Source organism: Parasegetibacter sp. NRK P23, from assembly GCF_023721715.1.
Classification (GTDB): domain Bacteria; phylum Bacteroidota; class Bacteroidia; order Chitinophagales; family Chitinophagaceae; genus Parasegetibacter.
Genome location: NZ_JAMDLG010000001.1, coordinates 309,184 through 334,113 on the forward strand (window position 1 = coordinate 309,184; position 24,930 = coordinate 334,113).

Genomic DNA, 24,930 nt, shown 5'->3' on the forward strand with positions numbered 1-24,930 from the left:
TTATTATTACAACCCTGTAAAGGGTTGTACATTTCTATATTACCATTGGGCCCCCGGGCTATCTTACAGCTGAAGAAGTTTTCTTTCCTTAATATTCCATTCAAAACACAACATACATGCAGGTGCTCAAATTTGGTGGCAGTTCCGTTGCCACCGCTGAAAATCTTAAAAAGGTGGCCGCCATCAGCGTACAGGCCATGCAACAGAAACCGGCCGTGGTGGTGGTTTCCGCACTGGGAGGCGTTACCGACCAACTGCTTGCCGCAGGCAACCTGGCAGCAGGTGGCAATGAACAATACCGCAACGTGCTGCAACAACTCGAACAAAGGCACCTCGATATGGTGCGCGAGCTATTGCCCGTCACTTCTCAAAGCGCAACACTGAGCCTCGTCAAGCAACACTTCAACACATTGGAAAGTATCTGCGACGGGGTTTTTCTTTTACAGGAACTTTCCCTGCGCATCAAAGATAAAATTGCAGCCTACGGCGAAAAGCTTTCTTCCCAAATCTTATCGGCTTACCTCCATGCTCAGTCTGTTGCGCATGAATTACTCGAAGCAACTGAACTCATCCGCACCAGTTCCGATTTCGGCAATGCCACCGTTTATTTCAGCGCCACCAACCTGGCCATCAAAAATAAACTGGAAGAGAAAAAAGCAAGATTATACGTTACGCAAGGGTTTACCGGCTCCGATGAAAAGGGACAGATCACCACCCTGGGAAGAGGTGGCTCTGATTATACCGCAGCCATCTTCGCCGCGGCCCTGCCCGCTGATGTACTGGAAATATGGACCGACGTTTCCGGCATGATGACCGCTGACCCACGCCTGGTAAGCAATGCGCGCATCATCCCGCACATCTCCTACCAGGAAGCGATGGAACTCTCACATTTCGGGGCGAAAGTAATCTACCCCCCTACTGTACAACCTGTGATGAGCAGGAACATTCCAGTGCTCATCAAAAACACTTTCAAACCCGAAGATCCGGGCACCTTCATTACCCAGCAGGCACCAGATGACGGTGAACTGATCCGTGGTATCTCCAGCATCCCGAACATGGCTTTGCTGAGCCTGGAAGGCAGTGGCATGGTGGGCATTCCCGGTTTCTCAAGAAGGTTATTCGATGCGCTGGCCGCTGAAAAAATCAATGTGATCCTGATCACACAAAGTTCTTCCGAACACTCCATTTGCGTGGCCGTGAACGAAGCTGAGGCAGATGCCGCGAAACACGCGGTGGATAAAGAATTTGTGCATGAAATAACTTCCGGGGGCGTAGAGCCGCTTCGTGTGGAACGTTCACTTTGCGTAGTAGCTGTGGTGGGCGACCAGATGAAAAGCCATCCCGGTATCAGTGGAAAAATGTTCGAAGCATTGGGCCGGAACGGTATCAACGTAAGGGCCATCGCGCAAGGATCTTCTGAAAAAAATATCTCCGCGGTACTCTCCATGCATGATGTGAAGAAAGCCATCAACGTATTGCACGAAGCCTTTTTTGAAAGCGGGATCAAACAACTGAACCTGTTCGTGGCAGGTGCAGGTAACGTGGGCGGAAAACTGCTGGAACAACTAAAGCAACAGAAACAGTTCCTGATGGAAAATTTCCGGTTACAGATCAACGTGATCGGACTTACCAACAGCAGGAAAATGGTATTGAAGGAAGAAGGTGTAAATCTTGACCGCTGGCAGGAAGAACTGGCCGCCGGAACCGATATGAGCCTGGATGGATTTGTGGAGGAAGTAAGAAAAAGAAACCTGCGCAACTCCGTGTTCGCCGATGTTACCGCGAACGCCGAAGTAGCCGGTGTATATGAAAGACTATTGGAGAAAAGTGTTTCCGTAGTGGCCTGTAACAAGATCGCCTGTTCGTCTGCATATCCCCGTTATAAAAAACTGAAATCACTGGCATCGGAATACAACGCGCTCTTCCTCTTCGAAACCAATGTTGGCGCAGGACTACCGGTGATCAGCACCCTGAACGACCTCATCAAGAGTGGCGACCGCGTGCACAGCATTGAAGCAGTGCTTTCAGGAACACTCAACTTTGTATTCAACCACTATAATGGTACCGCCACTTTTTCCGAAGTGGTACGCCAGGCCCAGGCCGAAGGATACACCGAACCCGATCCACGCCTCGACCTGAGTGGAACCGATGTGATGCGGAAGATCATGATCCTGGCACGCGAAGCGGGACAGGTGCTGGAAATGGACGGTATCACCAACAACATGTTCCTCCCCGATTCCTGCATACCGGGAACCGTGGAAGATTTTTACCAGGCTATGGTGAAAGAAGAAGCGCACTTTAAAAAGTTGTACGATGACGCCGCGGCGAAAGGGTGCAGGCTGAAGTTCGTCGCCTCTTTTAAAGAAGGAAAAGCCTCCGTTGGATTGCAGCAAATTCCTCCGGGCCACGATTTTTATGACCTGAAAGGAAAAGACAATGTGGTACTTTTCCATACTGCGCGTTATCCTGAACTTCCCCTCGTGGTGAAAGGCGCGGGAGCCGGTGCAGATGTGACCGCTTCAGGTGTTTTCGCGGACATCATCCGCATCGCGAGAATCTAGGAGAATGTTGAATTTTGAATGCTGAATTAAAATTGTAGAATGTCATCAATTAAAATATATGCGCCGGCAACTGTGGCCAACGTGGTTTGCGGCTTCGATATCATCGGCTTCGCCTTACAGGACCCGAACGATGAAATGTACATGCGTTTGAGCGATAAGCCCGGGGTTACCATCCGTAATCTGGACGATTACAACCTGCCCACCGAACCGGAAAAGAACGTGGCTGGCGCAGCCTTGCTTGCCATGCTCGAACAATTGCCACCCGGCACGGGGTTTGAGGTGGAGATCAGGAAAAACATTAAACCCGGCAGCGGAATCGGATCCAGCGCTGCAAGTGCAGCGGGAGCGGTCGTAGGCGCGAACGCGCTGCTGGACAATAAATTCTCAAGGGAAGACCTTGTACGTTTTGCCATGTTCGGGGAAAAAGTAGCCTCCGGCGTAAAACACGCGGACAACATCGCACCCTGTATTTATGGGGGGTTCACGTTGATCCGTTCCATATTTCCGCTGGACATCATTCCATTACAGGCGCCACCGCTCCATGTAACTGTCGTGCATCCGCAGATAGAAGTGCGAACCTCCGATGCCCGCAGTATCCTGAAGCAGAAAGTGCTGCTGAAAGACGCCATCCGACAATGGGGCAACATCGCCGGACTGGTGGCTGGTCTAACCAAAGGAGATTACGCGCTGATAGGCCGTTCCCTGGAAGATGTAATTATTGAACCGGTACGCAGTATCCTGATCCCGGGATTCGATGAAGTAAAACAAAAATGCGCGGAGGCTGGTGCATTAGGTGGCGGCATCTCCGGTTCAGGGCCATCGGTATTCATGTTAAGCGAAAGCCAGTCAACCGCAAAACAGGTGGAGAAAGTAATGGCCGAAGTGTATACCCGTATCGGCATCGATTTCCATACCTATGTTACCACAGTGAACAACGGAGGGGCAAGGGTGGAACTGGTATAGCTTATTCAAATTCAAAATTGCCAAAAGTGATCTACAAAAGTTTAAATAAAAAAGCCCCTGATGTCAGCTTCCGCGAAGCGGCCATCCAGGGACAGGCGCCTGATAAAGGACTTTATTACCCGGAATATATTCCAAAGCTGGAAGAAGATTTTCTGGAAGAATTGCCGCATCTTTCCAAAGCGGATATCGGCTTCAAAGTGATGAAGCCATTTGTAGCCGGAACGATCCCGGATGATGTATTGTTCAATATCGTGGACGAAACCACCAACTTCCCGTTCCCCCTCGTTCCGGTAAACAACAGCAATATATATGCGCTGGAACTGTTTCACGGTCCAACCCTTGCGTTCAAAGATGTAGGCGCGCGCTTTATGAGTCGTTGCCTGGGTTATTTCGCCAAAGAAAAAAGTGAAAAAATAACTGTGCTGGTAGCTACTTCGGGAGATACCGGCGGTGCCGTAGCGCACGGGTTTCACAATGTGCCGGGTGTGGAAGTAGTGATTCTCTATCCTTCCGGAAGGGTTTCTCCCGTACAGGAGAAACAACTGACCACACTGGGCGGAAACATCACCGCACTGGAAGTGAGTGGTAATTTTGATGATTGTCAGCGGATGGTGAAAGACGCTTTCATGGACGAAGAACTGAATAAAAAACTATTCCTTACTTCAGCCAATTCCATCAACGTGGCGCGCTGGCTGCCCCAGCAATTGTATTATTTCTTCGCGTACCAGCAATGGGATAAAAACGCATTACCTCCTGTTGTTTCCGTTCCCAGCGGCAACTTCGGCAACATCTGCGCAGGTATGGTGGCGGCCGCATCCGGATTGCCCATCAAACATTTTATCGCCGCCTGCAATGCGAACGATGTGGTACCACGTTTCCTTCAAAGCGGTCATTACAAACCCGAACAGGCCGTAGCCACGATCTCCAACGCGATGGACGTGGGCAGCCCGAGTAACTTCGTTCGTGTGCTGGAACTGTTTCAGAACGATATCCAGGAACTGAAATTCGCTTTGAGTGGATACACTGTTTCAGACGACACCACAAGGGAAACTATCAGCAAAGTATATACGCAGTATAAATATTTGCTTGATCCGCATGGCGCCGTTGGCTACAAGGCCCTTGAAATGTACCTGGAGCAATTCCCGGAAAGAAAAGGGATCGTACTGGAAACAGCGCACCCTGTGAAGTTCCCCGATAGCATTGAAGAAATTACAGGGAAACCAGTGGAAATACCAGGCTCGGTAGCAGGTATCATGAAGCTGGAAAAGAAAAGTATAGAGCTGGATGCTACATCTGATGCGCTGAAAAGCTGGTTGCTGAACCGATAATTTTTTTCGTTGATGCAGCCCCGTTACCTGCACGGGGTTTGCATCAGCGGAATAAATCTTGTAGTGTAGAGGTTCATCTTATGGTGGAACAATTGTTTGGGATCGTCCCTGAACTTACGATCTAGAAATACTGCTTCTTCCAGTATCTTGTCCATCGTGATGATGCGCTGCGCGGCACACGCGGATGCCTTTCTGGCTTTATCCGCATTTTCAGCGGACAATCCTCCTTTCAACAATTTCTTTTCGTTTTCAATCTTCACTTTTTTCATTTCCAGTTGCGCGATCTCAAACACCTGATTGCCGGAGGTGGCTGCGAACACATTCTCCCGGAGTACCGTCATATCGCCCTCTTTTTCCGCCACTTTCGAAGCTTTGCTGGCTGTCCCCTTCTGCATCTCCTCTTTTTTCCGGACGATCGCTTTTTTAATGGAAAGCAGTTCTTCATCCATCTGCCGCAAGTGCTCACTATTCGGCGCAGACGAAATATTTTCACGCCTTCTCCTCAATTCCGTTTCCCTGCGTTCAAGGGCTGCATTCTGCCGGATGCTGTCCTTCTGCATGGCGGTTAAAAAGCCGGATATTTTCTGGTCCGCTTTTTCCTGGTAAGTCTGGTAAACGGTTCCATCAAAAGTGAAATGCACATCTTCTATCTTCACCAATCGCGCCACATAACCATCACTCTCCCAACCGGCGAGTAATTGTGTTCTTCCTTCCAGGAAAATAAATCCGATCCCGAACACGCTCAGTATCATCAACTGGTGATCCGGATTAATTTCCTGTCCCGGGTTATCGGCCAGCAACGCATTCATGTGTCCACCTTCCATGTTCACGCCCTGGTAGCGGATCGCGCTGTGTTGTTCTTTGTCGCCGATCTTTACCTTGTCGCCGGTGGGTTCAAAATAATCCTTAAAGTGTTCGGTATTGCGCAGGTCTTCCAGGTATTGCGGGATAAAACCGGGGCCCTCTTTCAATACGCTGGCTAGTTTTGTTTTATCTCCGAACAGTTGGTAAGCGAAATGATTACCGTCATTCATTTTGATGGCGAACTCCAGGGTGCTGTATGCTTTTCCCATTTGTTTCGCCACATCTTTATCGTAGCCAGTCAACCCGGTTTTAGTGCTCAGGTAGAAATAAGAGGAGATGTTCACCTCGCTTGTTTTTGCCGTGAAGTATATCTTCTTATTGAAGTTGAAAGTTTGCCTTAATTGAAAAGGATTTTTCTTGGCGGAATCCACACCGTACATTTCCCATTTATCTGCAAGGGCGAAAAGCCTTTCCCGGTCCGCATCCGAAAGAGAATCGGGATCAGCCTGGGCCAATGACACTGAAGCACGTATTATAACGGTAATGAATAGCAGCAATAAGCGCATAAACGATATTTACTGAATTTTTCTGAACTCCACCCTTCTGTTCTTTCTTTTGCCTTCTTCGGTGGTGTTTGGGGCCGTAGGCGCTTCTTCCCCTCTTCCTTTTATAGACAGGTTCTTTTCAGGTACAGCACATTGCTGGACGAGGAATTTCTTCACACTGCCTGCCCTTTGTTCGGAAAGTAGTTTATTCTTCGCGGCATCGCCATCGCTATCGGTATGACCTACTACTTCAAAAGCAGCATTGCTCTCTTTCAGTACCGAACCAATTTTTCGGAGCAATTCATAAGAATCAGCAGACAGCTCCGCGGAACCGGATGCGAAAAGAATATTACTCGTGCTGAAAAGCCCATCTTCCAGTAACTGTGCACGGAGGTCCTTTTCAATTGCGGTGATCTTTATGTTCTGAAGAATGAACTGGTGGCCCTCTTCCTTCTTAGTTCCGTTCAGCCTGAAATTCACGAAACCCGCTTTGAAGCCGGAAAGCAATTCGGGACTATCCACTACTTTTTCCCCGTTGATGAACAAACGAAGCCGGTTGCCATTCACCAATGCCACGAACCGGGCTGTTTGTTCCACGATGTTGTTCTTTATGTCGAAGGGTACTTTCTCTTTGATTTCGTACTGCGCTTTTTTATTGAATACATCCAGTTGATGCTCTTTTGCATCGCCCCATAAACTGAATCCGAAAGCACCGTACCTGTTCTTCGGGTCATTGTGTTTCAGCGTATTCATTTCCTGCAAATACACGTTAAAATAAGTATTGTACAAACTGGCGGGTACATTGTGCAGGGTAAGATCGAATTCGAGCGCGAAATTTTCCGGGAGCGATTTCTTCAGCAGGTAGTTACTGTTGGGATATAACAATAAACCTTTGCCGGCATCCAACGCCATCACTTCGCCGCCCGTACTGCTCACCAGGGAGGCGGGAAGGTCGCCCGAACGGGTGGAAGTAAAATTTTCGTTGAAAAGTATTTCACCATCGAAAGAAAGTTCCGGATCCTGCTTTCGGCTGTAGGTTCTTGTTGTATTTCCGGATGCCTTTTTTTGAGTGGTCTCTTTTGACGTTGAGGCTGATTCATTTTTCTTTTTATCCTTCTCCCCTTCTTTTTTCTCCATCTTCTCAAACACTTCATCTACCGCTTCGCCCGTTTTCTGAGACACTTTCGATTGTACTTTCCGTTCCGCGGTTCTTTCCACGTTTTTCTTCATTCTGTTGAGCACCTGCGCTTCCGCGAAAAGCGGTACTGTTCCCACCAGGAGAACCAAAGCAAATAACTTTTTCATGATTTCAGTTTTATATCAGGCTACTAAAGAACCATCCTGGCAAATACAGGCCAGTGCAGTGTTTCAACTAACGAACACCACATATAGAGAAGTATGAAAAACGAATGTAAGCAGGTATGTAAGTACCTGTTTGTAAAAAACCGAACTAAAATTTCAGGCAGCTTATTCGGACACCTTGGTAAGATAGGGCCCGTTCCGGATCAGGTCCATCAGCAGATGGAAATTTTCCAGTTGGAAGGAGGAAGGCGCTTCGCCGCAGAATTTTTTAAAGTCTTTATTAAAATGCGCCGCATCGTAATAATTGAACAGCGCGGTAATGAATGCGAGATCATGCTGCCCCTTGTGTTTGGAAAATTCTAGAAACATATTGTTGAAACGTATGATCCGCGCGTAGGCACCGGGAGAAAGACCGACTTTCTTTTTGAACTGGATCTGGAGGTATCTTTCGCTGATGGGCAACTTCGCACATATATCAGCGGTAGTAAGGCATCCTTTTGTTCTGAAAATTTCCGCCAGGGCCATTTCCACAATATCTTCCTCAAAAGTAATACCCGCAGAAACCGATTCCAGGAAGGAGATCAACGCATTTTTTCTTGCGGAAAGATCATCGAGTAAGGTGTACTGCTCCCTGAAAACAAGGAACGCTTCACCCCATATTTCGGTGGGATTCTGCAAGGTATTGGTGAAGCCGGTGCAATCCTTTCTCAAAAAATACCAGATCGCCGTAGGTTTGAGCGCGGCCCCCACAATACCACATAACGGCGGAGAAGCGGTAAGCGTATAACTCACGGTTTGTTGTCCTACCACATAAAAAGGCGGGAGCGCTCCATTGAGCACGGCACTCTTAATGTTCCAGCAGCCCGCATACTGGCAGCCGAAAACGCCGGTTCCGGAGGGCATCAGCAATTCCGGAAGCGGTGTGGCGGTATCAGCAGAAACCTCCATCACGTAGAGGAAGGATACAAAATCCTTTAAAGATGGCGGCGCTTCAAACTGTTGGTACATAAACTGATATTAAGGATACGCGAACACATTGGGTCGGCAGCCAATTATTGCTTCATCCCAAAAATACCTATCCCTGTTTTAATTGCCGATGTAATTTATTCGTATATTTAGAAAGGTTGCTTGCCAGTACTTTATCTACTGGCAGGCAACCTTTTTGTTTTACCAAAACCCGACCGCTTATGAATGGAGACGCGCTCTTCAAAGAATACCCGCTGCTCAGGGAAATATGGGACGAAATGAACGACCAGGGCAACGTGCGCCCCCATTACCAGAACCTCTTCCAGCAACTGCGCGGCACCACACTGGATACGCTCCGCACCAAAGACACGCTGGCAGGGGAACTTTTTATGAACCAGGGCATCACCTTCACGGTATATAACGACAATACCGGTATCGAACGCATTTTCCCCTTCGATATCATTCCCCGCATCATCACCTCCTCTGAATGGGCCCACATTGAAGCGGGCATCCGCCAGCGTATTACGGCGCTGAACCATTTCCTGAACGATATCTATTCCAACCAGCAGATCATTAAAGACGGCGTTATTCCCGCCGCGCTCATCTCTTCCTGCAGCCAGTTCACCCGGGAAGTTTTCGGAATCAAAGTACCGCACGATATCCATGTACATATTGCGGGCATCGACCTGATCCGTGACAACGACGGTACATTCTATATTCTGGAAGACAACCTCCGCACGCCTTCCGGCGTTTCCTACATGCTCGAGAACCGCGAGGTAACCAAACGCATTTTCCCCGATGTGCTGGCCACGAACAATGTGCGGATGATCAACAACTACCCGTTGCTGCTGCACGAAATACTGAACGCGCATTCCCCCCGTGCCATCAGTAAACCTACTGTGGTGATTCTTACGCCCGGCGTATTCAACTCGGCGTACTATGAACACAGTTTCCTAGCCCGACAGATGGGGATTCCACTGGTGGAAGGAAAAGACCTGGTGGTGAACAACCATATCGTGTATATGAAAACCACGCACGGTTTGGAAAGAGTGGATGTGATTTACAGAAGGATAGACGATGAATTCATTGATCCCCTGGAATTCAGGCCCGATAGTTTATTGGGTGTTCCCGGCATCATCAGCGCTTACCGCAAAGGGAATGTGGCGCTCATCAACGCCGTGGGCAATGGGGTGGCCGATGACAAAGCCGTGTATTCTTATGTCCCGGCGATGATCCGTTATTACCTGAATGAAGATCCGATCCTGCCGAATGTGCCCACTTACCAATTGAGCGATCCGGAACAACGGGATCATGTTTTTAAGAACATTCATAAAATGGTGATCAAACGTACCGACCAGTCGGGCGGTTATGGCATGGTGATGGGCAATACCGCCACCGAAGCGGAACTGGAAAAAGTGAAGCTGGATATTCTTCAGCAACCTCGTGAATTCATCGCCCAGCCGATCATTCGTTTATCCACCGTGCCCTGCTTCCTGAACGGCACTTTCCAGCCACGCCATGTGGACCTCCGTCCGTACGCGTTGTGTGGTCCCGACGGTATCCATATTGTTCCCGGCGGACTCACCCGTGTGGCGCTCCGCGAAGGATCGCTGGTGGTGAACTCCTCGCAGGGCGGTGGAAGCAAAGACACCTGGATCATTGACCTGTAAAGAATTGCGCCCTGAATTGTAAACTTTGAAACGAAGCTATGCTCAGTAGAATTGCCGATGCCCTTTTCTGGATGAACCGCTATATGGAACGCGCCGAAGGATTGCTGCGCACCGTACGCACCAACTATATCCTGTCGCTGGATAAAAGTCCTTATGGTGTGCATTCCTGGCGCCCAGTACTTAAAATATTCGCCTCTCTTTCCGAAGAAGAATTGCAGGCCATAGAATACAATACTTCGAAAAGCGTGTACTATCTCTGCATGGAAAAGCAGAACCCAAACTCCCTGCAACAGATCATCGCCAAAGCCCGGGAGAATGCCCGTGGCATACAGGACAACATCACCAAAGAAGTGTGGGAACAGGTGAACCAGTTGTACCACCTCATGAACCAGCCACAAACGGAAAAGATCATTGCCGGGGAAGACCCGATGCCGGTGATCGATAAACTACTGAACGGAACGCTCCAGTTTGTGGGCGTGGTGGATACCACCATGTCGCGCGATATGAGCTGGAGTTTCATGAATATGGGCAAACTCCTTGAAAGGTGTTTGCTCACCATCGAAACCATGTTGTCCCATTTCGGTAACATCGACTTCAACCTCAGTTCGAGGAAAGATATTCTCTATTGGAGAAGCTTACTCTTTTCCCTCTCCGGGTATGAACTTTACCTGAAAACCTACCGGCTTTCGGAGCAGAACAACCATATCCTCCAGATGCTGGTTTTTAACACCGATTTTCCCCGTTCCATCCGTTATTGCTTCGACCGCATGGAGAAATACCTGGTTGACGTGCTGGCGAAGAACAATCCTGAACAAAAGGATCGTCTCCTGCGCCAGTTCGGCAAAATGAACAGCCTTGTACTCTACGCAGATGCCAGCGATATCAAAGACCACGAAGTGCGTGATTTCCTGTGCAACATCAGGGCATCATTATTGTACTTTTACCAGCAACTGGGTCAAACGTTCTTTTCTTACACTTAATCTCAGCCCCTTCCATTATGCCTGTTTTCAAAATTCACCATATCACCCGTTACGAATACGACCGCCCCGTAACGGAAAGCATGAACGCCATACGAAAATACCCGCTGAACGTGCCCGGACAGGAAACGCTCCAGCACGACCTGCACATCACACATTCACCAGATGTGTTCAGTTTCGTGGATTATTTCGGGAACCGAACCGGGATCTTCAACATCCTTCAACCCCATCGCGAACTCACGATCGAGAGCCGCATGATTGTGCGCACTACCGGTCCCAGTGATCCGGCTATCGGCTACATGGGCGGTTTCCACCAGTTGGAGAGCGACAAAGCCGGAAATCTGCTCCTGCTGGAACTCAGCCAGAAAGAACAGATCAAAGCAGAAAAAAAGATCACGGCAATAGCCGGAATCATACTGAATCCGCAGGATAGTGTAGCCGCCACCGTTATGAACTGCTGCAACTATATCTTCTCGGAGTTCAGTTACATCAAAGGCATCACGGATGTGGAAACCACTGTGGATGATATCCTGGAGCACCGTTCCGGCGTATGCCAGGATTTCGCGCACCTGATGTTGCAGATATTACGTTCTCTGAAGATCCCCGCCCGCTATGTGAGCGGTTATATCTGTCCGAACAAGAACGGCATGCGCGGAGAAGGCGCTACGCACGCCTGGGTGGAAGCCTGGATTCCGGGACAGGGATGGGCGGGAATCGATCCCACCAACAATGTATGGACCACCAATACCCACGTGAAGCTTGCTACAGGTCGCAACTTCAAGGATTGTACGCCTGCGAAGGGCATGTTCCGGGGAAGGGCTTACCAGCGGTTATCCGTATACGTTTCCGTGGGTTATGAAAGCGGCCAGGTATTCGAAGAAATGAACGATGTTACCACGAGGTTCAGAGATGCCCCGCCACTGGAAGATGCGGAGGCGCAGCAACAACAGTAGAAAGCTTTCCCGTAGTGGCGGTTTGGGGGATCTCTCTCAAAGGCGCGGAGATATAGGAATGTTTCTCGCAACGGCGCTACGACGCAACGTTTGAGCTGTTGATTTTTTTGAATGGTTGAATTAATGATGTAGCAGTGAACATAGGTTCATGTAAAAAATGTGTGCACCAAAATATCTTCTTGGCTTCACCTCACAAAACTGAAATGAGGTTCAAGTGAAAAATCCTGTACCCTTTACCTGAAGAAAACCTCCAAACTTTCAGCCAAAACAAATTTTATCAACATCAGATTCGCAAATTATCATCGCGTTGCGTCGTAGCATTGCGAGGCACGAAGCAATTGCGAGAAAATATTCCTCCGCCAGCAAATACCTCAACCACTCTTTGCGTCCCTGCTCCCTTGCGTCTTCGCGTGAAAAATATAAAATAAAAAAAGGCCGCTGCTCTTCGCAACGGCCTTCATCTTATCTAAGCAAATAATTCTTATTCGAATTTCAGATCCAATCCCAGACCTCTCAATTCGTGGATCAACACGTTGAAAGATTCCGGAACACCCGCCTTCGGAATGTTATCACCTTTAACGATGGCCTCGTAAGTTTTCGCGCGGCCGATGATGTCATCCGATTTAATGGTGAGCAGTTCCTGCAGGATGTTGGAAGCACCGTAGGCTTCGAGGGCCCACACTTCCATTTCCCCGAAACGCTGACCACCGAACTGTGCCTTACCACCAAGCGGTTGCTGGGTAATGAGACTGTATGGTCCGATAGAACGGGCGTGCATCTTGTCATCCACCATGTGGTGCAGTTTGATCATGTAGATGATACCCACTGTAGCCTTCTGGTCGAAGCGGTCACCTGTTTCACCATCGTAGAGGTAAGTGTGTCCGAAGCTGGGCAGACCTGCCTGTGTGATGTGTTCCGCGATTTCTTCGGTAGTGGCACCATCGAAGATCGGGGTGGCGAAGCGCATACCCAGTTTCTCACCGGCCCATCCGAGAACGGTTTCATAGATCTGACCGAGGTTCATCCTGGAAGGTACACCCAATGGGTTCAGTACGATATCAACCGGCGTTCCGTCTTCGAGGAACGGCATGTCTTCCGCACGAACGATCTTGGCAACGATACCTTTGTTACCGTGGCGTCCCGCCATTTTATCCCCCACTTTCAGCTTACGCTTCACGGCGAGGTAAACTTTCGCCAGCTTCAGTACGCCGGCAGGCAGTTCGTCTCCGATAGAGATGTTGAACTTTTCGCGCTTGTAGCGACCGAGTTCTTCGTTGTATTTGATGTTGTAGTTGTGAAGGAGAATGTTGATCTGTTGGTCGATCTTCTCGTCGCCTGTCCAACCCAGCGGATTCACGTTCAGGTAGTCGATACCGGTAAGGTTCTTCACTGTGAACTTAGAACCTTTACCGATCAGCACTTCACCGAAGTTATTGGAAACACCTGCGGAAGCTTTGTCTTTCAGCAATACCTGGAGTTTGCTCAGCAATACTTCCATGATATCGGCTTCGTTCTTGTCGTGTACTTTCTCTACTTTTTCAAGCAGGGCTTTTTCACGCACTTTGGTGTTCTTATCTTTCTTGGCGCGCTGGAACAGCTTTTTATCGATCACCACACCTTCGGTTCCGGACGGCGCTTTCAGGGACGCATCTTTCGCGTCACCGGCTTTGTCGCCGAAGATGGCGCGGAGGAGTTTTTCTTCAGGGGTAGGATCAGATTCACCTTTAGGTGTGATCTTACCAATGATGATATCACCTTCCTTCACGTGTGCACCGATGCGGATGATACCGTTTTCGTCGAGGTCTTTGGTAGCCTCTTCGGAAACGTTGGGGATATCTGGCGTCAGCTCTTCTTCACCCAATTTGGTATCGCGCACTTCCAGTTCAAATTCTTCGATGTGAACGGAAGTGAACAGGTCTTCGGTCACCACTTTATCGGAGATCACGATGGCATCCTCGAAGTTGTACCCTTTCCATGGCATGAACGCCACTTTCAGGTTACGGCCCAGTGCCAGTTCTCCGCCCTGTACAGCGTATCCTTCGGTAAGGAAATCGCCTTCCACCACGCGCTGTCCTTTCTTCACAGCGGGACGCAGGTTGATACAGGTGGCCTGGTTGGTTTTTATGAACTTGGTGAGTTTGTACACTTTGAGGTCCTCTTCAAAGCTCACCAGTTTTTGTGATTCGTTTCTTTCGTAGCGCACATGGATCTCGTTGGCATCCACGAATTCCACCACACCTTCTCCTTCAGCATGGATCTGGATACGCGCGTCGCGGGCGGCTTTTCCTTCCAGACCGGTACCTACGATAGGCACCTGTGGGCGGATCAGCGGCACAGCCTGACGTTGCATGTTCGATCCCATCAGGGCACGGTTGGCGTCATCGTGCTCCAGGAAGGGGATCAGGGAGGCGCTCAAACCAACGATCTGGTTGGGGGCCACGTCCATGAATTCCACTTCAGATTTTTCGAGTATGGGGAAGTCACCGGTTTCACGGCTCACGATCCTTTCTTCCACGAAATTTCCATTGGGGTCAAGCGGCGTATTCGCCTGGGCGATCTTAGCGATGTCTTCTTCTTCAGCGCTCAGGTAAGTGAGTGCCTTCATATCTACTTTACCGTTTTCCACTTTGTGGTACGGTGTTTCGATGAAGCCCATCTCGTTGATTTTCGCGTGCACGCAAAGCGTGGAGATCAGACCAATGTTTGGTCCTTCCGGCGTTTCGATCGTACAAAGACGGCCATAGTGGGAATAGTGTACGTCACGCACCTCAAAGCCCGCGCGTTCACGGCTCAGACCGCCTGGTCCGAGTGCGGAGATACGACGCTTGTGCGTAATCTCACTCAGGGGGTTGGTCTGGTCGAGGAACTGAGACAACTGTGAGGTACCGAAGAATGAGTTGATTACGGAAGAAAGTGTTCTGGCGTTGATCAGGTCAACAGGCGTGAACACCTCGTTGTCGCGCACGTTCATTCTTTCGCGGATGGTACGGGCCATACGGGCCAGACCAACACCGAATTGTGCATACAGCTGCTCTCCCACGGTACGAACACGACGGTTGCTCAGGTGATCGATGTCATCGATCTCTGCTTTACCGTTGGTGAGGCGTACCAGGTATTTAATGATTTCAATAATATCTTCCTTGGTCAATACCTTGTTGTCCAGTTTCTGATCCACCCCGAGTTTGCGGTTGATCTTATAACGGCCCACTTCTCCGAGGTCGTAACGTTTGTCGCTGAAGAACAATTTATCGATGATACCACGTGCTGTTTCATCATCCGGCGCATCGGCACCGCGCAGTTGGCGGTAAATGTGCTGAACGGCTTCCAGCTCGGAGTTGGAGGTATCTTTGTTGAGGGTATTGTAAATGATGGCGTAGTCGCCGCTCACTTCTTCTTTCTGGATGAATACGGAGGAAACGGCCATGTCCACGATGGTTTCAATGGCTTCTTCGTCCAGCACGGTATCGCGCTCCATCACTACCTCATTCCTTTCGATGGATACTACTTCGCCGGTATCTTCATCCACGAAATCTTCCACCCAGGTACGGAGTACACGGGCAGCGAGACGCTTGCCGAGGAATTTCTCCAGGGCTTTGCGTTCACCTTTCACTTCGTCGGCCATGCCGAAGAGTTCAAGAATATCCTTATCTGTTTCGAACCCGATGGAACGAAGCAGGGTGGTTACAGGGAATTTTTTCTTACGGTCGATGTACGCGTACATCACGTTGTTGATATCGGTCGCGAATTCCATCCACGCGCCTTTGAAAGGGATCACACGGGCGGAATAAATCTTAGTACCGTTGGGGTGCACAGACTGACCGAAGAATACACCGGGTGAGCGGTGCAACTGGGAAACCACTACCCTTTCAGCGCCGTTGATCACGAAAGTACCACGTGGCGTCATGTAGGGAATGTTACCCAGGAACACGTCCTGGATGATGGTCTGGAAGTCAACGTGCTCCTCGTCATTACAACTAAGGCGCAGTTTGGCTTTCAGGGGAACGGCGTACGTAAGTCCGCGCTCCATACACTCGTCAATGGTATAGCGTGGCGGGTCAATAAAATAATCGAGGAATTCCAGTACGAAGATGTTCCGGGTATCCGTAATGGGGAAGTTCTCTTTGAACACCTTAAAAAGGCCCTCATTGTTACGTTTGTCCGGAGTGGTCTCTAACTGGAAAAAGTCTTTAAACGATTGAATCTGAACCTCTAGCAGATCAGGAGTTTCGGCGAGATTCTTAATCTTTCCGAAATTGATCCTGTTTGACAGTGTTGTTGAAGACATATATATAATAAACCGGTTTTATTGAACAATCTCTATCACTGAAAACCAATCAGTTGAATCGCAATTCCCCTATTCTAAGCTGAATATAAACAATAAGCCTAAATTAGGGGATGGCAAAAGTACATATTATTTGTCAATTTGCCATAAAGTTTTTAGCGGGTGCTGCGCTGCCTTGTATTTACAAAAAAGAAGGCCACGGGAAGAATCCCACGGCCGTTTCAAATCAGCACTACTCACTTTCTTGAATGCTATCTCGAGGAGCGGTTACCACCGCTTCCATCTGTTTTCGTTTTGTCGGTATTACCCCCTTGTGTGCTATCGCCGGTAGCCCTGTTCTGCTGGGTATTTACCAGTTTTTGTAAGATTTCTTTGTTGGCTTTCGCATCATTGTTCTCTGGTTGCAACACCAGTATCTGATCGAGATGCTCCACCGCTTTCGCGTAATCTTTGGCAACGTTGGCATTGTACGCCGCAAGGTAGCCATAAGACTGGATCAGCAAAGCCTTGTTCTTGGCCGTATCTTTAGAGGCCACTTCAATCAGTTTGGTATAGTGCGGTACCGCGAGGCCCTGTTCCATACTGGTATCAATGGCTGCATTGGAACGTGCCTGCCAGTAGGGACCATATACCTGGTCGGGATATTTTGCGGTGTACACACCAAATACGCTATCCGCTTTTTGGAATTCTTTGGCGAAATAGTGGGCGCTTCCCCAGTTGTACAAATCAGTATTGGTTGGGTCTTTTTTAAGTTTATACGCCTCTCCCATCCAATAAGCTTCTTTACTATGGTCGTTGAGTTTTTTGTACAGGTTGGAAAGATTCTCGATGTACTTTGTTTTTTCCACCGCTGAAGTATCCAGTGCCACTGCTTTTTCAAGGTTAGCTGCCGCGGTTATTTCTTCACCAGGAAAACGCTGCAACAGATTACCCATGAACTCGTAGTCTTTGGGAACCCGCTTATCTTCCGGTTGCTTCTCGAAATAAGTGGTCATCAGTTCTTTTGCTTTCAGCGAATCTTTTTTCGCGTCGTAACTATAGGCAATCAGCTTATACAACCTGGGTTCTGCATTCGCTCCCTGCGCGCTGATCAACTGCTGCGCTTGGGCAATGGCTTCATCGTATTGGCGGGAAACGAACATCAGGTCGGTGCGGATATAATCATGTTCAGGTGAAGGATCACTTGCAGCGATGTATTTTTCGAGGTAGTCCTTCGCTTTGTTCACATCCCTGAAATAGTTGAAATAGTACAACTCATAAAGGGCAGGCTTGAAATTGGGGTCAATTTCCACTGCTTTTTCGAAGTTTTCAACGTAAGCGGTCTTATTATCCTGAGATAAGTAAATTTTCCCGATCATGAAAGGCGCTCTTGCATATTTTCCATCGGCGCTCAGTGCGGCCATGTATCCTTCGATAGCGGCACCACCATTCGCCAGTTTACGGTAAGCATCGCCACGGGTCATGTGGAGTTCCGGGTTTTTCTTCTCTCTACCTTCCGCTTCAGTCAGTAAAGCCAATGCTTTATTGGTATCTCCTTCTTTAGCGTCGACGTGCGCACGGGCCACTTTAATCATCATTTCGCCCTGGTCCCTTTTCTTCACGCTTCCGATAGCTTCATCAAACAGTTTATTCGCCTCATCTTTCTTACCGTCCATGAGGAGCAACTGCCCTTTGGCTATTTTAACCAGCGGATCTCCGGCCAGAGAAGCGGGAGCTGCGTTCATAAGAGAGTCCGCGCTTGCCTTTTTATCCTGAGCCAGGAAAGTCTGGGTGAGTGTGTACCATGCTGCCCCGTTATTTGGGTCGGCATTGATCGATTTTGCCAGGATATCTTCCGCGCTATTGTAGCGCTCGTAATACAACATTTTCTTGCCATCCTCAACCGATTGGGCCTGCAGGGCGGAGGCCGATACAATACCTGCTGCCATTAATAGTGCTTTGTACCTCATAACTTTTGATTTTAATAGTGCCGAAAAAATCATTGCCGTAAAACTAGCCGCCATCAATTAAACCCGAATTAATGCGGCATTAAAATGAGATTAAAACCTACTTCGCGTAATCCAGCAGTTCACTGAAAGCATATTGGGAGATCACTTTATCCGCGGAATAATTCAACAATTCATTTTTTGAGCAGAACGCTACGCCTATTCCTGCTTTCTGCACCATGCACAGGTCGTTGGCGCTGTCGCCGATGGCGATGCAATTGCTGAGGGGTATCCCATATTGCTTTGTGATATCCTGGAGCGCGTTGGTTTTGCAGATAGTGTGCTTGCAGATACTTTCCGCATGGGAGAAAAAGAAAGAAGGCATCTTCACTTCCCCGGTGGCGATGCTGTTCGAGAATTCAAGTTCGTTGGAAAGGGAAAAATCGGCGCCAATCTTATTCTTCACATAACTCGTTACAAAATCGTAACTATCGGAGATGATGCCCACAATATAGCCGCGGCTCTTCAATTCAGCCACTGTTTCTTCGATATCACCCACCATGGGTATAGACTCCGCTACTTTGAGCAGTTCTCCGAAATTCCTTCCTTTGAGCAACCGGGCGATCTGTTTGGTAAGGATCACCGGGTCGGTTTCCGTGGCTCTCAGTTTACGGAGCTCCTGCACAAAACCGAGTTGCTCGGCGGCCGTGTCAATAAATCTTCCCCGGAGGATGGTATCGTCCATATCGAAGATGGCCATTTTTTTTAATCCTTTTACCTGCTCTTTGATGGCGTATTCCATCTGGTCTTTGATCACATTCATAGATTCGAGTTCTTCCAGTGTAACGGTTTCTTTTTTCTGTACCAGGGCTTTGGTGATGATGGCGCGGGCCACTTCCTTGCTCATGCGTCCGAGCGCGTGCCAGGGCTTGCTTTTGTTGTCGAGGTAGCCGATGTTCACTTCGGTGATGCGGGCCTTCATCAGAAACATGTCTATCAGGATGCCGATGTCTACGCCATAGTCTCCAAAAAAATTCACCTTTTCGAACATCGCCTTTCTTCCTGCGATCATTCCGCTGAGCGGTTGCGAGAACTGCGACAATTCAGGGTAGAATATGCTGAGGAGCGGTTTGGCCACCAGTTCAGTTACCCTGCCTGCGTTGCGGGAGAAAGTTGCTTTTACAAAATCATATTCATCGGAGAGAATCGGCTTCACCAGGTCACAAATAGTATTGGGTGGATAAGGATCAATATCGCCATCGATGAATACCAGCACATCGTTCTTCGCATACAGTATCCCATCTTTCATGGATGTACCTTTCCCCAGTTTGGTGCTGGTAATGACCGTGGCGCCCGCGGCTTTGGCGCGGGATACTGTTTCATCGATGGATTTATCGTCCACCACGATAACTTCAGTGACATGTGGATTGGACAGGCAGAACCGCACCACGTTGGCGATGGTGTCCTGCTCGTTCAATGCCGGGATGATTACACTTACCATAGGTTGTAGCTGAGGGGTTAATGTTACACGGTAAAGGTTTCTCCCCCTTCGGTGTAACGGATGTTATAAAAATCTGTTCTGCGGTCCTTAATGGTTTGTACGCTCCCGAAATACTGGTGGCGCTTCAGCAGGTTCATATCCAGGTCCTGGAAAATAAGCGTCTCCTCTCCTGCTTCCGCGATAGCCGCCACGCCATCCCGCTGGAATTCCACATCAGAAGGTGTAAGAATAGCCGACTGCGCATATTGTATGTCCAGGTTGTCCACTTCCGGCAGGTTGCCCACGCTGCCCGCCAATACAACATATACCTGGTTCTCAATGGCGCGTGCCTGCGAACAATAACGGACACGGAGATAGGCCCTTCTTTCATCGGTATTGAAGGGAACGAATAATATAGAAGCGCCTTTCTTCACCGCAATACGCGCGAGTTCGGGGAACTCCACATCGTAACAGATGAGGATGGCGATCTTACCACAATCGGTGTCCATCACTTCAACTTTATTACCTGGTTTTACACCCCACCATTTCCTCTCATGCGGTGTGATGTGCATTTTGTATTGCCGGGAAACACTGCCATCCCTTCTGAACAGGTAAGAAATATTATAGAGCTCCTCGTTTTCAACCGTGAAATGCGAGCCACCAACAATGTTGATGTTGTATTTGATGGCCAGATTACGGAACATTTCCACATACTGATCCGTAAATTCAGCCAGTTTTCTTACGGCGGTTCCGGGTCTGTCGTTTGGTAGAAAAGTGAGCAATTGCATGGTGAGCATTTCGGGGAACAGCACGAAATCGCATCTGTAATCGGAAGCCGCGTCCACGAAGTATTCACAATCGTGGGCGAAGTCTTCAAAACTATTGATCATCCTCATCCGGTATTGCACCGCGCATACCCGAACGTAATTCACTTCCTGAATCTTCAGATCGCCTTCAGGTTCATAATCCAGGTTCACCCATTCAAGAAACGTAGCGTAGCCACAGGATTCCGTATCGTTGGGCAGGTAATCTCTGATGATCCGCTTCAATTGAAATCCGTTGGAAAGCTGAGCGGTCAGCACTGGATCACGTAATTTTTTATCGATCACCTGCTGCACATAATCCTTGATGGTCATGTTATCAGCATACAAATGATAATTGGGTAATCTGCCACCAATAATGATCCGGCGGAGGTTCATGTCCACAGCCAGTTTTTTCCTGGCATCGTATAAGCGGCGGGACAGTTTAAAATTCCTGTAATCCGGATGGACCATGATTTCAATGCCATAAAGTGTATCCCCATCCGGTTTATGGGTGGACAAGGTACCTTTTCCTGTGATGGCGTTCCAGGAATGATCTTTTGTGTATTCGTCGAAATGCAGCAGGAGGCTGGAGGAAGAGGCCACGATTTTTCCATTCAGTTCCACGGCGAGTTGCCCTTGCGGGAACTTCTCCATCATGCTGTCCCACTGAAGTTTACTCCAGGGCAGCATACCTGGGAAACAGGCCAGTTGTAGTTCCTTCACCGCTTCATAATCGGATGGCGTTAAGCTGCGCACCTCGATCTTCATTTCGGGATGTTCAGGTAGAATTTGTTGCATAGTGCTGATTTTAGTTGCCCAGTACCGCAGGCTCACCGCTGGTGCTTACCCGCCCGTCATTTTGCTCGTTAACGAGGTGAATGCCAGGTTGGGGAAAGTCAAGCATTTCCCTGGTGAGGTTCATGTGTACCGAACGTATTGAATCCTGTTGCAAGATCAATGCCCTGTTGTGTGCCCTCACTTCGGTGGTGCGGTAATACAAACGCACGTTAAAAATGGTGAAGAGCAGAATCACGGCCACCACAATGGAAGGGACGATATTTCGAGCGGATACAGGCATTCATTTTAACATATACACAAATATGCCTGCCACTTATTAGCGGTATATTAAAGTGGGATTAAAAACAGATTAAAACGCTTTTTCCAGTACGATATAAAAAGTGGTGCCCTTACCGGGAGCGGATTCCACCATGATCTTTCCTTTGTGCAACCGGATAATGCGGTTCGCGAGCGCAAGTCCCAGCCCGAAGCCTTTTTTGTCCTTGGCATTGTCTGCACGGTAGAAGGGTTGAAAGATACCGGCCATTTCTTCGGGCGGAATGCCAATGCCTTCATCCTGGACTTTAATGGTTACTTTTTCATTGATGAGCAGGTGCACGTTGGCCTCTCCGGTATGCGAAAATTTACATGCGTTGGATACAATGTTGCGGATGGCGCTGTACAAAAGATCCGTATTGCCATACACCAGGAAGGCTTCTTCTGAATCAGGGAACTCATCGAAATGGAGGTGCACCGTGTAAGAAGGATGTATTCTTTTTACATCTCCAGCGATGCGGAGGAGTATTTCATCGATGCGCACTTCATTCAGTTCGATGGCGCCGCCGGAACCTGTTTTCGCGATTTCCAGTAACCCTTTGGTGAGTTGTCCCATCTGGAACACATCACTATAAACCGACTCCAATACATCTTTGTATTCGGGAACGGATCTTTCGTTCTGCAACGCGATCTCGATCTGGCTGGAAATGGCCGTTAACGGGGTGGAAAATTCATGCGACGCATTGGAGATGAAGCGTCTTTGGATCTCAAACGACTGCTGCATACGGTCGAGCAACTGGTTGAAGGTAGCGGCGAGTTGGTTGAGTTCGTCTTGCTGCTCCCCTGCCTGAATGCGTTTCGTTAGACTGTGTGAGGAAATATCCTTTACTTCATCAATGATGGTGATGATGGGACGAACCAGCCGATGCGAGAAATAATACCCTGTAATCAACGTAATAAAAATCCCACCGAAGAAGCTGAACCAAAGTATGCCTTTCAACCGGGCGATGGTATCTATCCCTTCTTCATCGTAAGCGGCCACCACAATAATGTACCGGTTGAAGCGATCTATGTATTGCGTGGAAAGCACATCCCGCTGACCGGCTTTGGAGAAGTATTCGCCGTCAATGCGGGCGCGGTCCACCATATCTTTTGTAACCACGATGGAATCATCAGGATCATCAAACTGGTTGTAGATGGGCTGGTTGAGGTAGTTGTAAACGATCACGCATTTCCGTTGCAGGGAGAACACGGTATTCTCTTCGATCTTCTTCATCAGTTCCTGATCTTTATCGGTTACTTCGATCAGGTATTTCGCCACGGTAAGGGCACGGTTCCGGAGCCTGTTCTTGAAATTTTTTTCCCTTGTAAGTTCTGAAGAATAGTAAATGGCGGAGCAGAGTACGGCTAGAATGGCCAGTACAATAATTGTGAAGAGCAGGGTTATGCGGTATTTGATTTTCATCAGTCGCCGCTTTCCTTTAGGATGTAGCCCATGCCTACCTGGGTTTTGATCAGTTTCTGTTCATGGTCCTTGTCAATCTTTTTGCGCAGGAAGTTTACGTAAACATCAATCACGTTTGTTCCCGTATCAAAGTCGATGTCCCAGACATTGCGGGCGATATCGGCTCTGGAGACCACGCGGTTTTTGTTGCGTACAAAGTATTCGAGCAATTGGAATTCTTTTGCGGTAAGGGATACCGCGTTGCCGTTCCTGGTTACCTCTTTGCTGTCGAGGTTCATTTCGAGGTCGGCCACTTTCAGCATATTCCCTGTTGGGATACCGTACTGCGCCCTTTTCAGCAATGCGCGTATGCGCACGAGCAGTTCTTTGAACTCAAATGGTTTCACCACATAATCGTCCGCGCCTGCGTCGAAGGCTTCGATTTTATCATCGGTGGCCCCGAGTGCGGTGAGCATGATGATGGGCACCTGCGCGTTGACCGATCTTATTTCGTGGCAGAGTTCGTAGCCATTGAGACCGGGCAGGTTGATATCCAGGATCACGAGGTCGTAGGGAGAAGCGGAGAACATCCTTTTGGCGATGAGCCCATCGTAAGCGATGTCCACTTCATAATGATTTTCCACCAATCCTTTGTTGAGCGAATCGGCGATTTTTTTTTCATCTTCCACCACCAGAATCCGGATTTCAGTCATACGCGGCGTTGTTGAGTTTCAAAAATACATTTAATATAAAAATCGTTCCCTGGTAATTTTGGAGGGATTGGGGGCAAAAGAAAAGGCCGCATCGGAGCGATACGGCCTTTTCACTTCGTTTGAAAAGCTTATTAAGCGATTTCAACCTCAGCGCCAGCTTCAGTGAGCTTCGCTTTCAGGTCTTCAGCTTCAGCTTTGGTAACACCTTCTTTCAGTGTTTTCGGAGCGCCGTCAACCAGTTCTTTTGCTTCTTTCAGACCGAGACCAGTGAGGTCTTTAACGATCTTCACTACGTTCAGTTTAGAAGCGCCTGCACTTTTCAGGATCACGTCGAACGCTGTTTTTTCAGCTGCTGCTGCTGCGCCACCACCGTCGCCGGCGGCTACTACTACTGCTGCTGCTGCTGGTTCGATACCGTAGTCTGCTTTCAGAACGTCGGCCAGTTCCTGTACTTCTTTTACAGTAAGACCAACGAGTTGTTCGGCTAATGCTTTAACGTCTGCCATTGTTGTCAAATTTTTTCCGCCTTCTCAGTTCATGAACTCCGGCGGAGTGTTTTTAAAAAAATCTAGCCTTTGATTGTGATCCCTCAGGCCTGGGATATTATTTTGAATGCTGTAATACTTACTCAGCAGTTGCTGCACCTTCAGCCTGCTTTTCGTGGTGGTGCAGTAAAGCAGCCAGTACGCGTTTTGCAGGGGATTGAAGCAAGCCAATAACTTCTCCGATGAGTTCGTTTTTGGTCTTCAGTTGAGTCAGCGCTTTCAGTTGTTCGTCGCCGGTGTACACTTCACCGTTGATGAAAGCGGCTTTCAGCACGGGCCTGTCGCCATTGCTTTCCTTACGGAAAGAAGAGAGGATCAGGGCCGGTTCTTTTGGGTTTTCGCTGAACATCAGTGCGGTCACGTTGTTCAGGGCTTCATACACACCGCTGTATTTTTCGCCATCGAGTGATTCGAGTGCTTTTTTGATGAGCGTGTTTTTAGCCACCTTCATTTCCACGTTCTTATCGAAGCAGTGGCGACGAAGGGTGCTCACCTGCGCAACGGTGAGGCTTTCTGTATCAGTGATGTAGAAGTTGTTGTATTGAGAGAACTTGCCTTTCAGCAGTTCAATCACTTCTTGTTTCTGGTCTTTGTTCATAACTCTTTTTTTAAAGTG

The 24,930-nt window shown here is 48.7% G+C and carries 18 protein-coding genes; 6 read left to right on the forward strand and 12 right to left on the reverse strand.

The window, feature by feature from the left end:
• Positions 1-116 precede the first annotated feature (116 nt).
• The 3 genes from thrA to thrC are packed head-to-tail and all read left to right on the forward strand — an operon-like array spanning position 117 to position 4,852.
• The gene (gene thrA, locus M4J38_RS01195; protein ID WP_251757695.1) at positions 117-2,561 is read left to right on the forward strand and encodes a bifunctional aspartate kinase/homoserine dehydrogenase I; all 2,445 of its coding nucleotides are present in this window, start codon (positions 117-119) and stop codon (positions 2,559-2,561) included.
• A gap of 39 nt (positions 2,562-2,600) precedes the next feature.
• Positions 2,601-3,524, forward strand: coding sequence for a homoserine kinase (locus M4J38_RS01200; RefSeq protein WP_251757696.1), 924 nt, complete (start codon positions 2,601-2,603; stop codon positions 3,522-3,524).
• 26 nt (positions 3,525-3,550) lie between these two features.
• The gene (gene thrC, locus M4J38_RS01205; RefSeq protein WP_251757697.1) at positions 3,551-4,852 is read left to right on the forward strand and encodes a threonine synthase; all 1,302 of its coding nucleotides are present in this window, start codon (positions 3,551-3,553) and stop codon (positions 4,850-4,852) included.
• A gap of 23 nt (positions 4,853-4,875) precedes the next feature.
• Here thrC and M4J38_RS01210 read toward each other — a convergent pair whose 3' ends face one another.
• From M4J38_RS01210 to M4J38_RS01220, 3 genes are all read right to left on the reverse strand, one after another.
• On the reverse strand, positions 4,876-6,222 hold the full coding sequence (locus tag M4J38_RS01210) for a hypothetical protein (protein ID WP_251757698.1): 1,347 nt from the start codon (positions 6,220-6,222) through the stop codon (positions 4,876-4,878).
• 9 nt (positions 6,223-6,231) lie between these two features.
• The gene (locus M4J38_RS01215) at positions 6,232-7,506 is read right to left on the reverse strand and encodes an OmpA family protein (RefSeq protein ID WP_251757699.1); all 1,275 of its coding nucleotides are present in this window, start codon (positions 7,504-7,506) and stop codon (positions 6,232-6,234) included.
• Positions 7,507-7,668: 162 nt separating this feature from the next.
• The gene (locus M4J38_RS01220) at positions 7,669-8,511 is read right to left on the reverse strand and encodes a helix-turn-helix domain-containing protein (RefSeq protein WP_251757700.1); all 843 of its coding nucleotides are present in this window, start codon (positions 8,509-8,511) and stop codon (positions 7,669-7,671) included.
• A 212-nt stretch (positions 8,512-8,723) separates the two neighbouring features.
• Here M4J38_RS01220 and M4J38_RS01225 point away from each other — a divergent pair, with 212 nt between their 5' ends.
• From M4J38_RS01225 to M4J38_RS01235, 3 genes are read left to right on the forward strand one after another with little or no spacing between them, the layout of a single operon-like run.
• Complete coding sequence (locus M4J38_RS01225; RefSeq protein ID WP_374662825.1) at positions 8,724-10,139, forward strand: circularly permuted type 2 ATP-grasp protein; 1,416 nt, start codon at positions 8,724-8,726, stop codon at positions 10,137-10,139.
• Between the two features lie 38 nt (positions 10,140-10,177).
• Positions 10,178-11,119, forward strand: coding sequence for an alpha-E domain-containing protein (locus M4J38_RS01230; protein ID WP_251757702.1), 942 nt, complete (start codon positions 10,178-10,180; stop codon positions 11,117-11,119).
• A 17-nt stretch (positions 11,120-11,136) separates the two neighbouring features.
• Positions 11,137-12,069, forward strand: a complete 933-nt coding sequence (locus M4J38_RS01235) for a transglutaminase family protein (protein WP_251757703.1) — start codon at positions 11,137-11,139, stop codon at positions 12,067-12,069.
• Positions 12,070-12,550: 481 nt separating this feature from the next.
• Here M4J38_RS01235 and rpoB read toward each other — a convergent pair whose 3' ends face one another.
• The 9 genes from rpoB to rplJ all read right to left on the reverse strand — a co-directional run bounded on the left by rpoB (position 12,551) and on the right by rplJ (position 24,912).
• The gene (gene rpoB / locus M4J38_RS01240; RefSeq protein ID WP_251757704.1) at positions 12,551-16,354 is read right to left on the reverse strand and encodes a DNA-directed RNA polymerase subunit beta; all 3,804 of its coding nucleotides are present in this window, start codon (positions 16,352-16,354) and stop codon (positions 12,551-12,553) included.
• Between the two features lie 248 nt (positions 16,355-16,602).
• Positions 16,603-18,300, reverse strand: coding sequence for a tetratricopeptide repeat protein (locus tag M4J38_RS01245; RefSeq protein WP_251757705.1), 1,698 nt, complete (start codon positions 18,298-18,300; stop codon positions 16,603-16,605).
• A gap of 97 nt (positions 18,301-18,397) precedes the next feature.
• The gene (locus M4J38_RS01250; protein ID WP_251757706.1) at positions 18,398-19,777 is read right to left on the reverse strand and encodes an HAD-IB family phosphatase; all 1,380 of its coding nucleotides are present in this window, start codon (positions 19,775-19,777) and stop codon (positions 18,398-18,400) included.
• Positions 19,778-19,800: 23 nt separating this feature from the next.
• A complete protein-coding gene (locus M4J38_RS01255) occupies positions 19,801-21,357 on the reverse strand; it encodes a carbon-nitrogen hydrolase family protein (RefSeq protein WP_251757707.1) in 1,557 nt (518 codons plus the stop codon).
• Positions 21,358-21,367: 10 nt separating this feature from the next.
• On the reverse strand, positions 21,368-21,637 hold the full coding sequence (locus tag M4J38_RS01260) for a hypothetical protein (protein ID WP_251757708.1): 270 nt from the start codon (positions 21,635-21,637) through the stop codon (positions 21,368-21,370).
• Between the two features lie 69 nt (positions 21,638-21,706).
• A complete protein-coding gene (locus M4J38_RS01265) occupies positions 21,707-23,077 on the reverse strand; it encodes a cell wall metabolism sensor histidine kinase WalK (RefSeq protein WP_251757709.1) in 1,371 nt (456 codons plus the stop codon).
• Complete coding sequence (locus M4J38_RS01270) at positions 23,077-23,769, reverse strand: response regulator transcription factor (protein ID WP_251757710.1); 693 nt, start codon at positions 23,767-23,769, stop codon at positions 23,077-23,079. Before M4J38_RS01270 ends, M4J38_RS01265 begins: the two co-directional genes overlap by 1 nt.
• 131 nt (positions 23,770-23,900) lie before the next feature.
• Positions 23,901-24,275, reverse strand: a complete 375-nt coding sequence (gene rplL, locus M4J38_RS01275; RefSeq protein ID WP_251757711.1) for a 50S ribosomal protein L7/L12 — start codon at positions 24,273-24,275, stop codon at positions 23,901-23,903.
• 118 nt (positions 24,276-24,393) lie between these two features.
• Positions 24,394-24,912, reverse strand: a complete 519-nt coding sequence (rplJ, locus tag M4J38_RS01280) for a 50S ribosomal protein L10 (RefSeq protein ID WP_251757712.1) — start codon at positions 24,910-24,912, stop codon at positions 24,394-24,396.
• Between the last annotated feature and the right edge of the window lie 18 nt (positions 24,913-24,930).

Coding starts and splice junctions, on each gene's coding strand:
- thrA (WP_251757695.1), top strand. CDS start 117: ATGCAGGTGCTCAAATTTGGTGGCAGTTCCGTTGCCACCGCTGAAAAT.
- M4J38_RS01200 (WP_251757696.1), top strand. CDS start 2,601: ATGTCATCAATTAAAATATATGCGCCGGCAACTGTGGCCAACGTGGTT.
- M4J38_RS01210 (WP_251757698.1), bottom strand. CDS start 6,222: ATGCGCTTATTGCTGCTATTCATTACCGTTATAATACGTGCTTCAGTG.
- M4J38_RS01215 (WP_251757699.1), bottom strand. CDS start 7,506: ATGAAAAAGTTATTTGCTTTGGTTCTCCTGGTGGGAACAGTACCGCTT.
- M4J38_RS01220 (WP_251757700.1), bottom strand. CDS start 8,511: ATGTACCAACAGTTTGAAGCGCCGCCATCTTTAAAGGATTTTGTATCC.
- M4J38_RS01230 (WP_251757702.1), top strand. CDS start 10,178: ATGCTCAGTAGAATTGCCGATGCCCTTTTCTGGATGAACCGCTATATG.
- M4J38_RS01235 (WP_251757703.1), top strand. CDS start 11,137: ATGCCTGTTTTCAAAATTCACCATATCACCCGTTACGAATACGACCGC.
- rpoB (WP_251757704.1), bottom strand. CDS start 16,354: ATGTCTTCAACAACACTGTCAAACAGGATCAATTTCGGAAAGATTAAG.
- M4J38_RS01245 (WP_251757705.1), bottom strand. CDS start 18,300: ATGAGGTACAAAGCACTATTAATGGCAGCAGGTATTGTATCGGCCTCC.
- M4J38_RS01250 (WP_251757706.1), bottom strand. CDS start 19,777: ATGGTAAGTGTAATCATCCCGGCATTGAACGAGCAGGACACCATCGCC.
- M4J38_RS01255 (WP_251757707.1), bottom strand. CDS start 21,357: ATGCAACAAATTCTACCTGAACATCCCGAAATGAAGATCGAGGTGCGC.
- M4J38_RS01260 (WP_251757708.1), bottom strand. CDS start 21,637: ATGCCTGTATCCGCTCGAAATATCGTCCCTTCCATTGTGGTGGCCGTG.
- M4J38_RS01265 (WP_251757709.1), bottom strand. CDS start 23,077: ATGAAAATCAAATACCGCATAACCCTGCTCTTCACAATTATTGTACTG.
- M4J38_RS01270 (WP_251757710.1), bottom strand. CDS start 23,769: ATGACTGAAATCCGGATTCTGGTGGTGGAAGATGAAAAAAAAATCGCC.
- rplL (WP_251757711.1), bottom strand. CDS start 24,275: ATGGCAGACGTTAAAGCATTAGCCGAACAACTCGTTGGTCTTACTGTA.
- rplJ (WP_251757712.1), bottom strand. CDS start 24,912: ATGAACAAAGACCAGAAACAAGAAGTGATTGAACTGCTGAAAGGCAAG.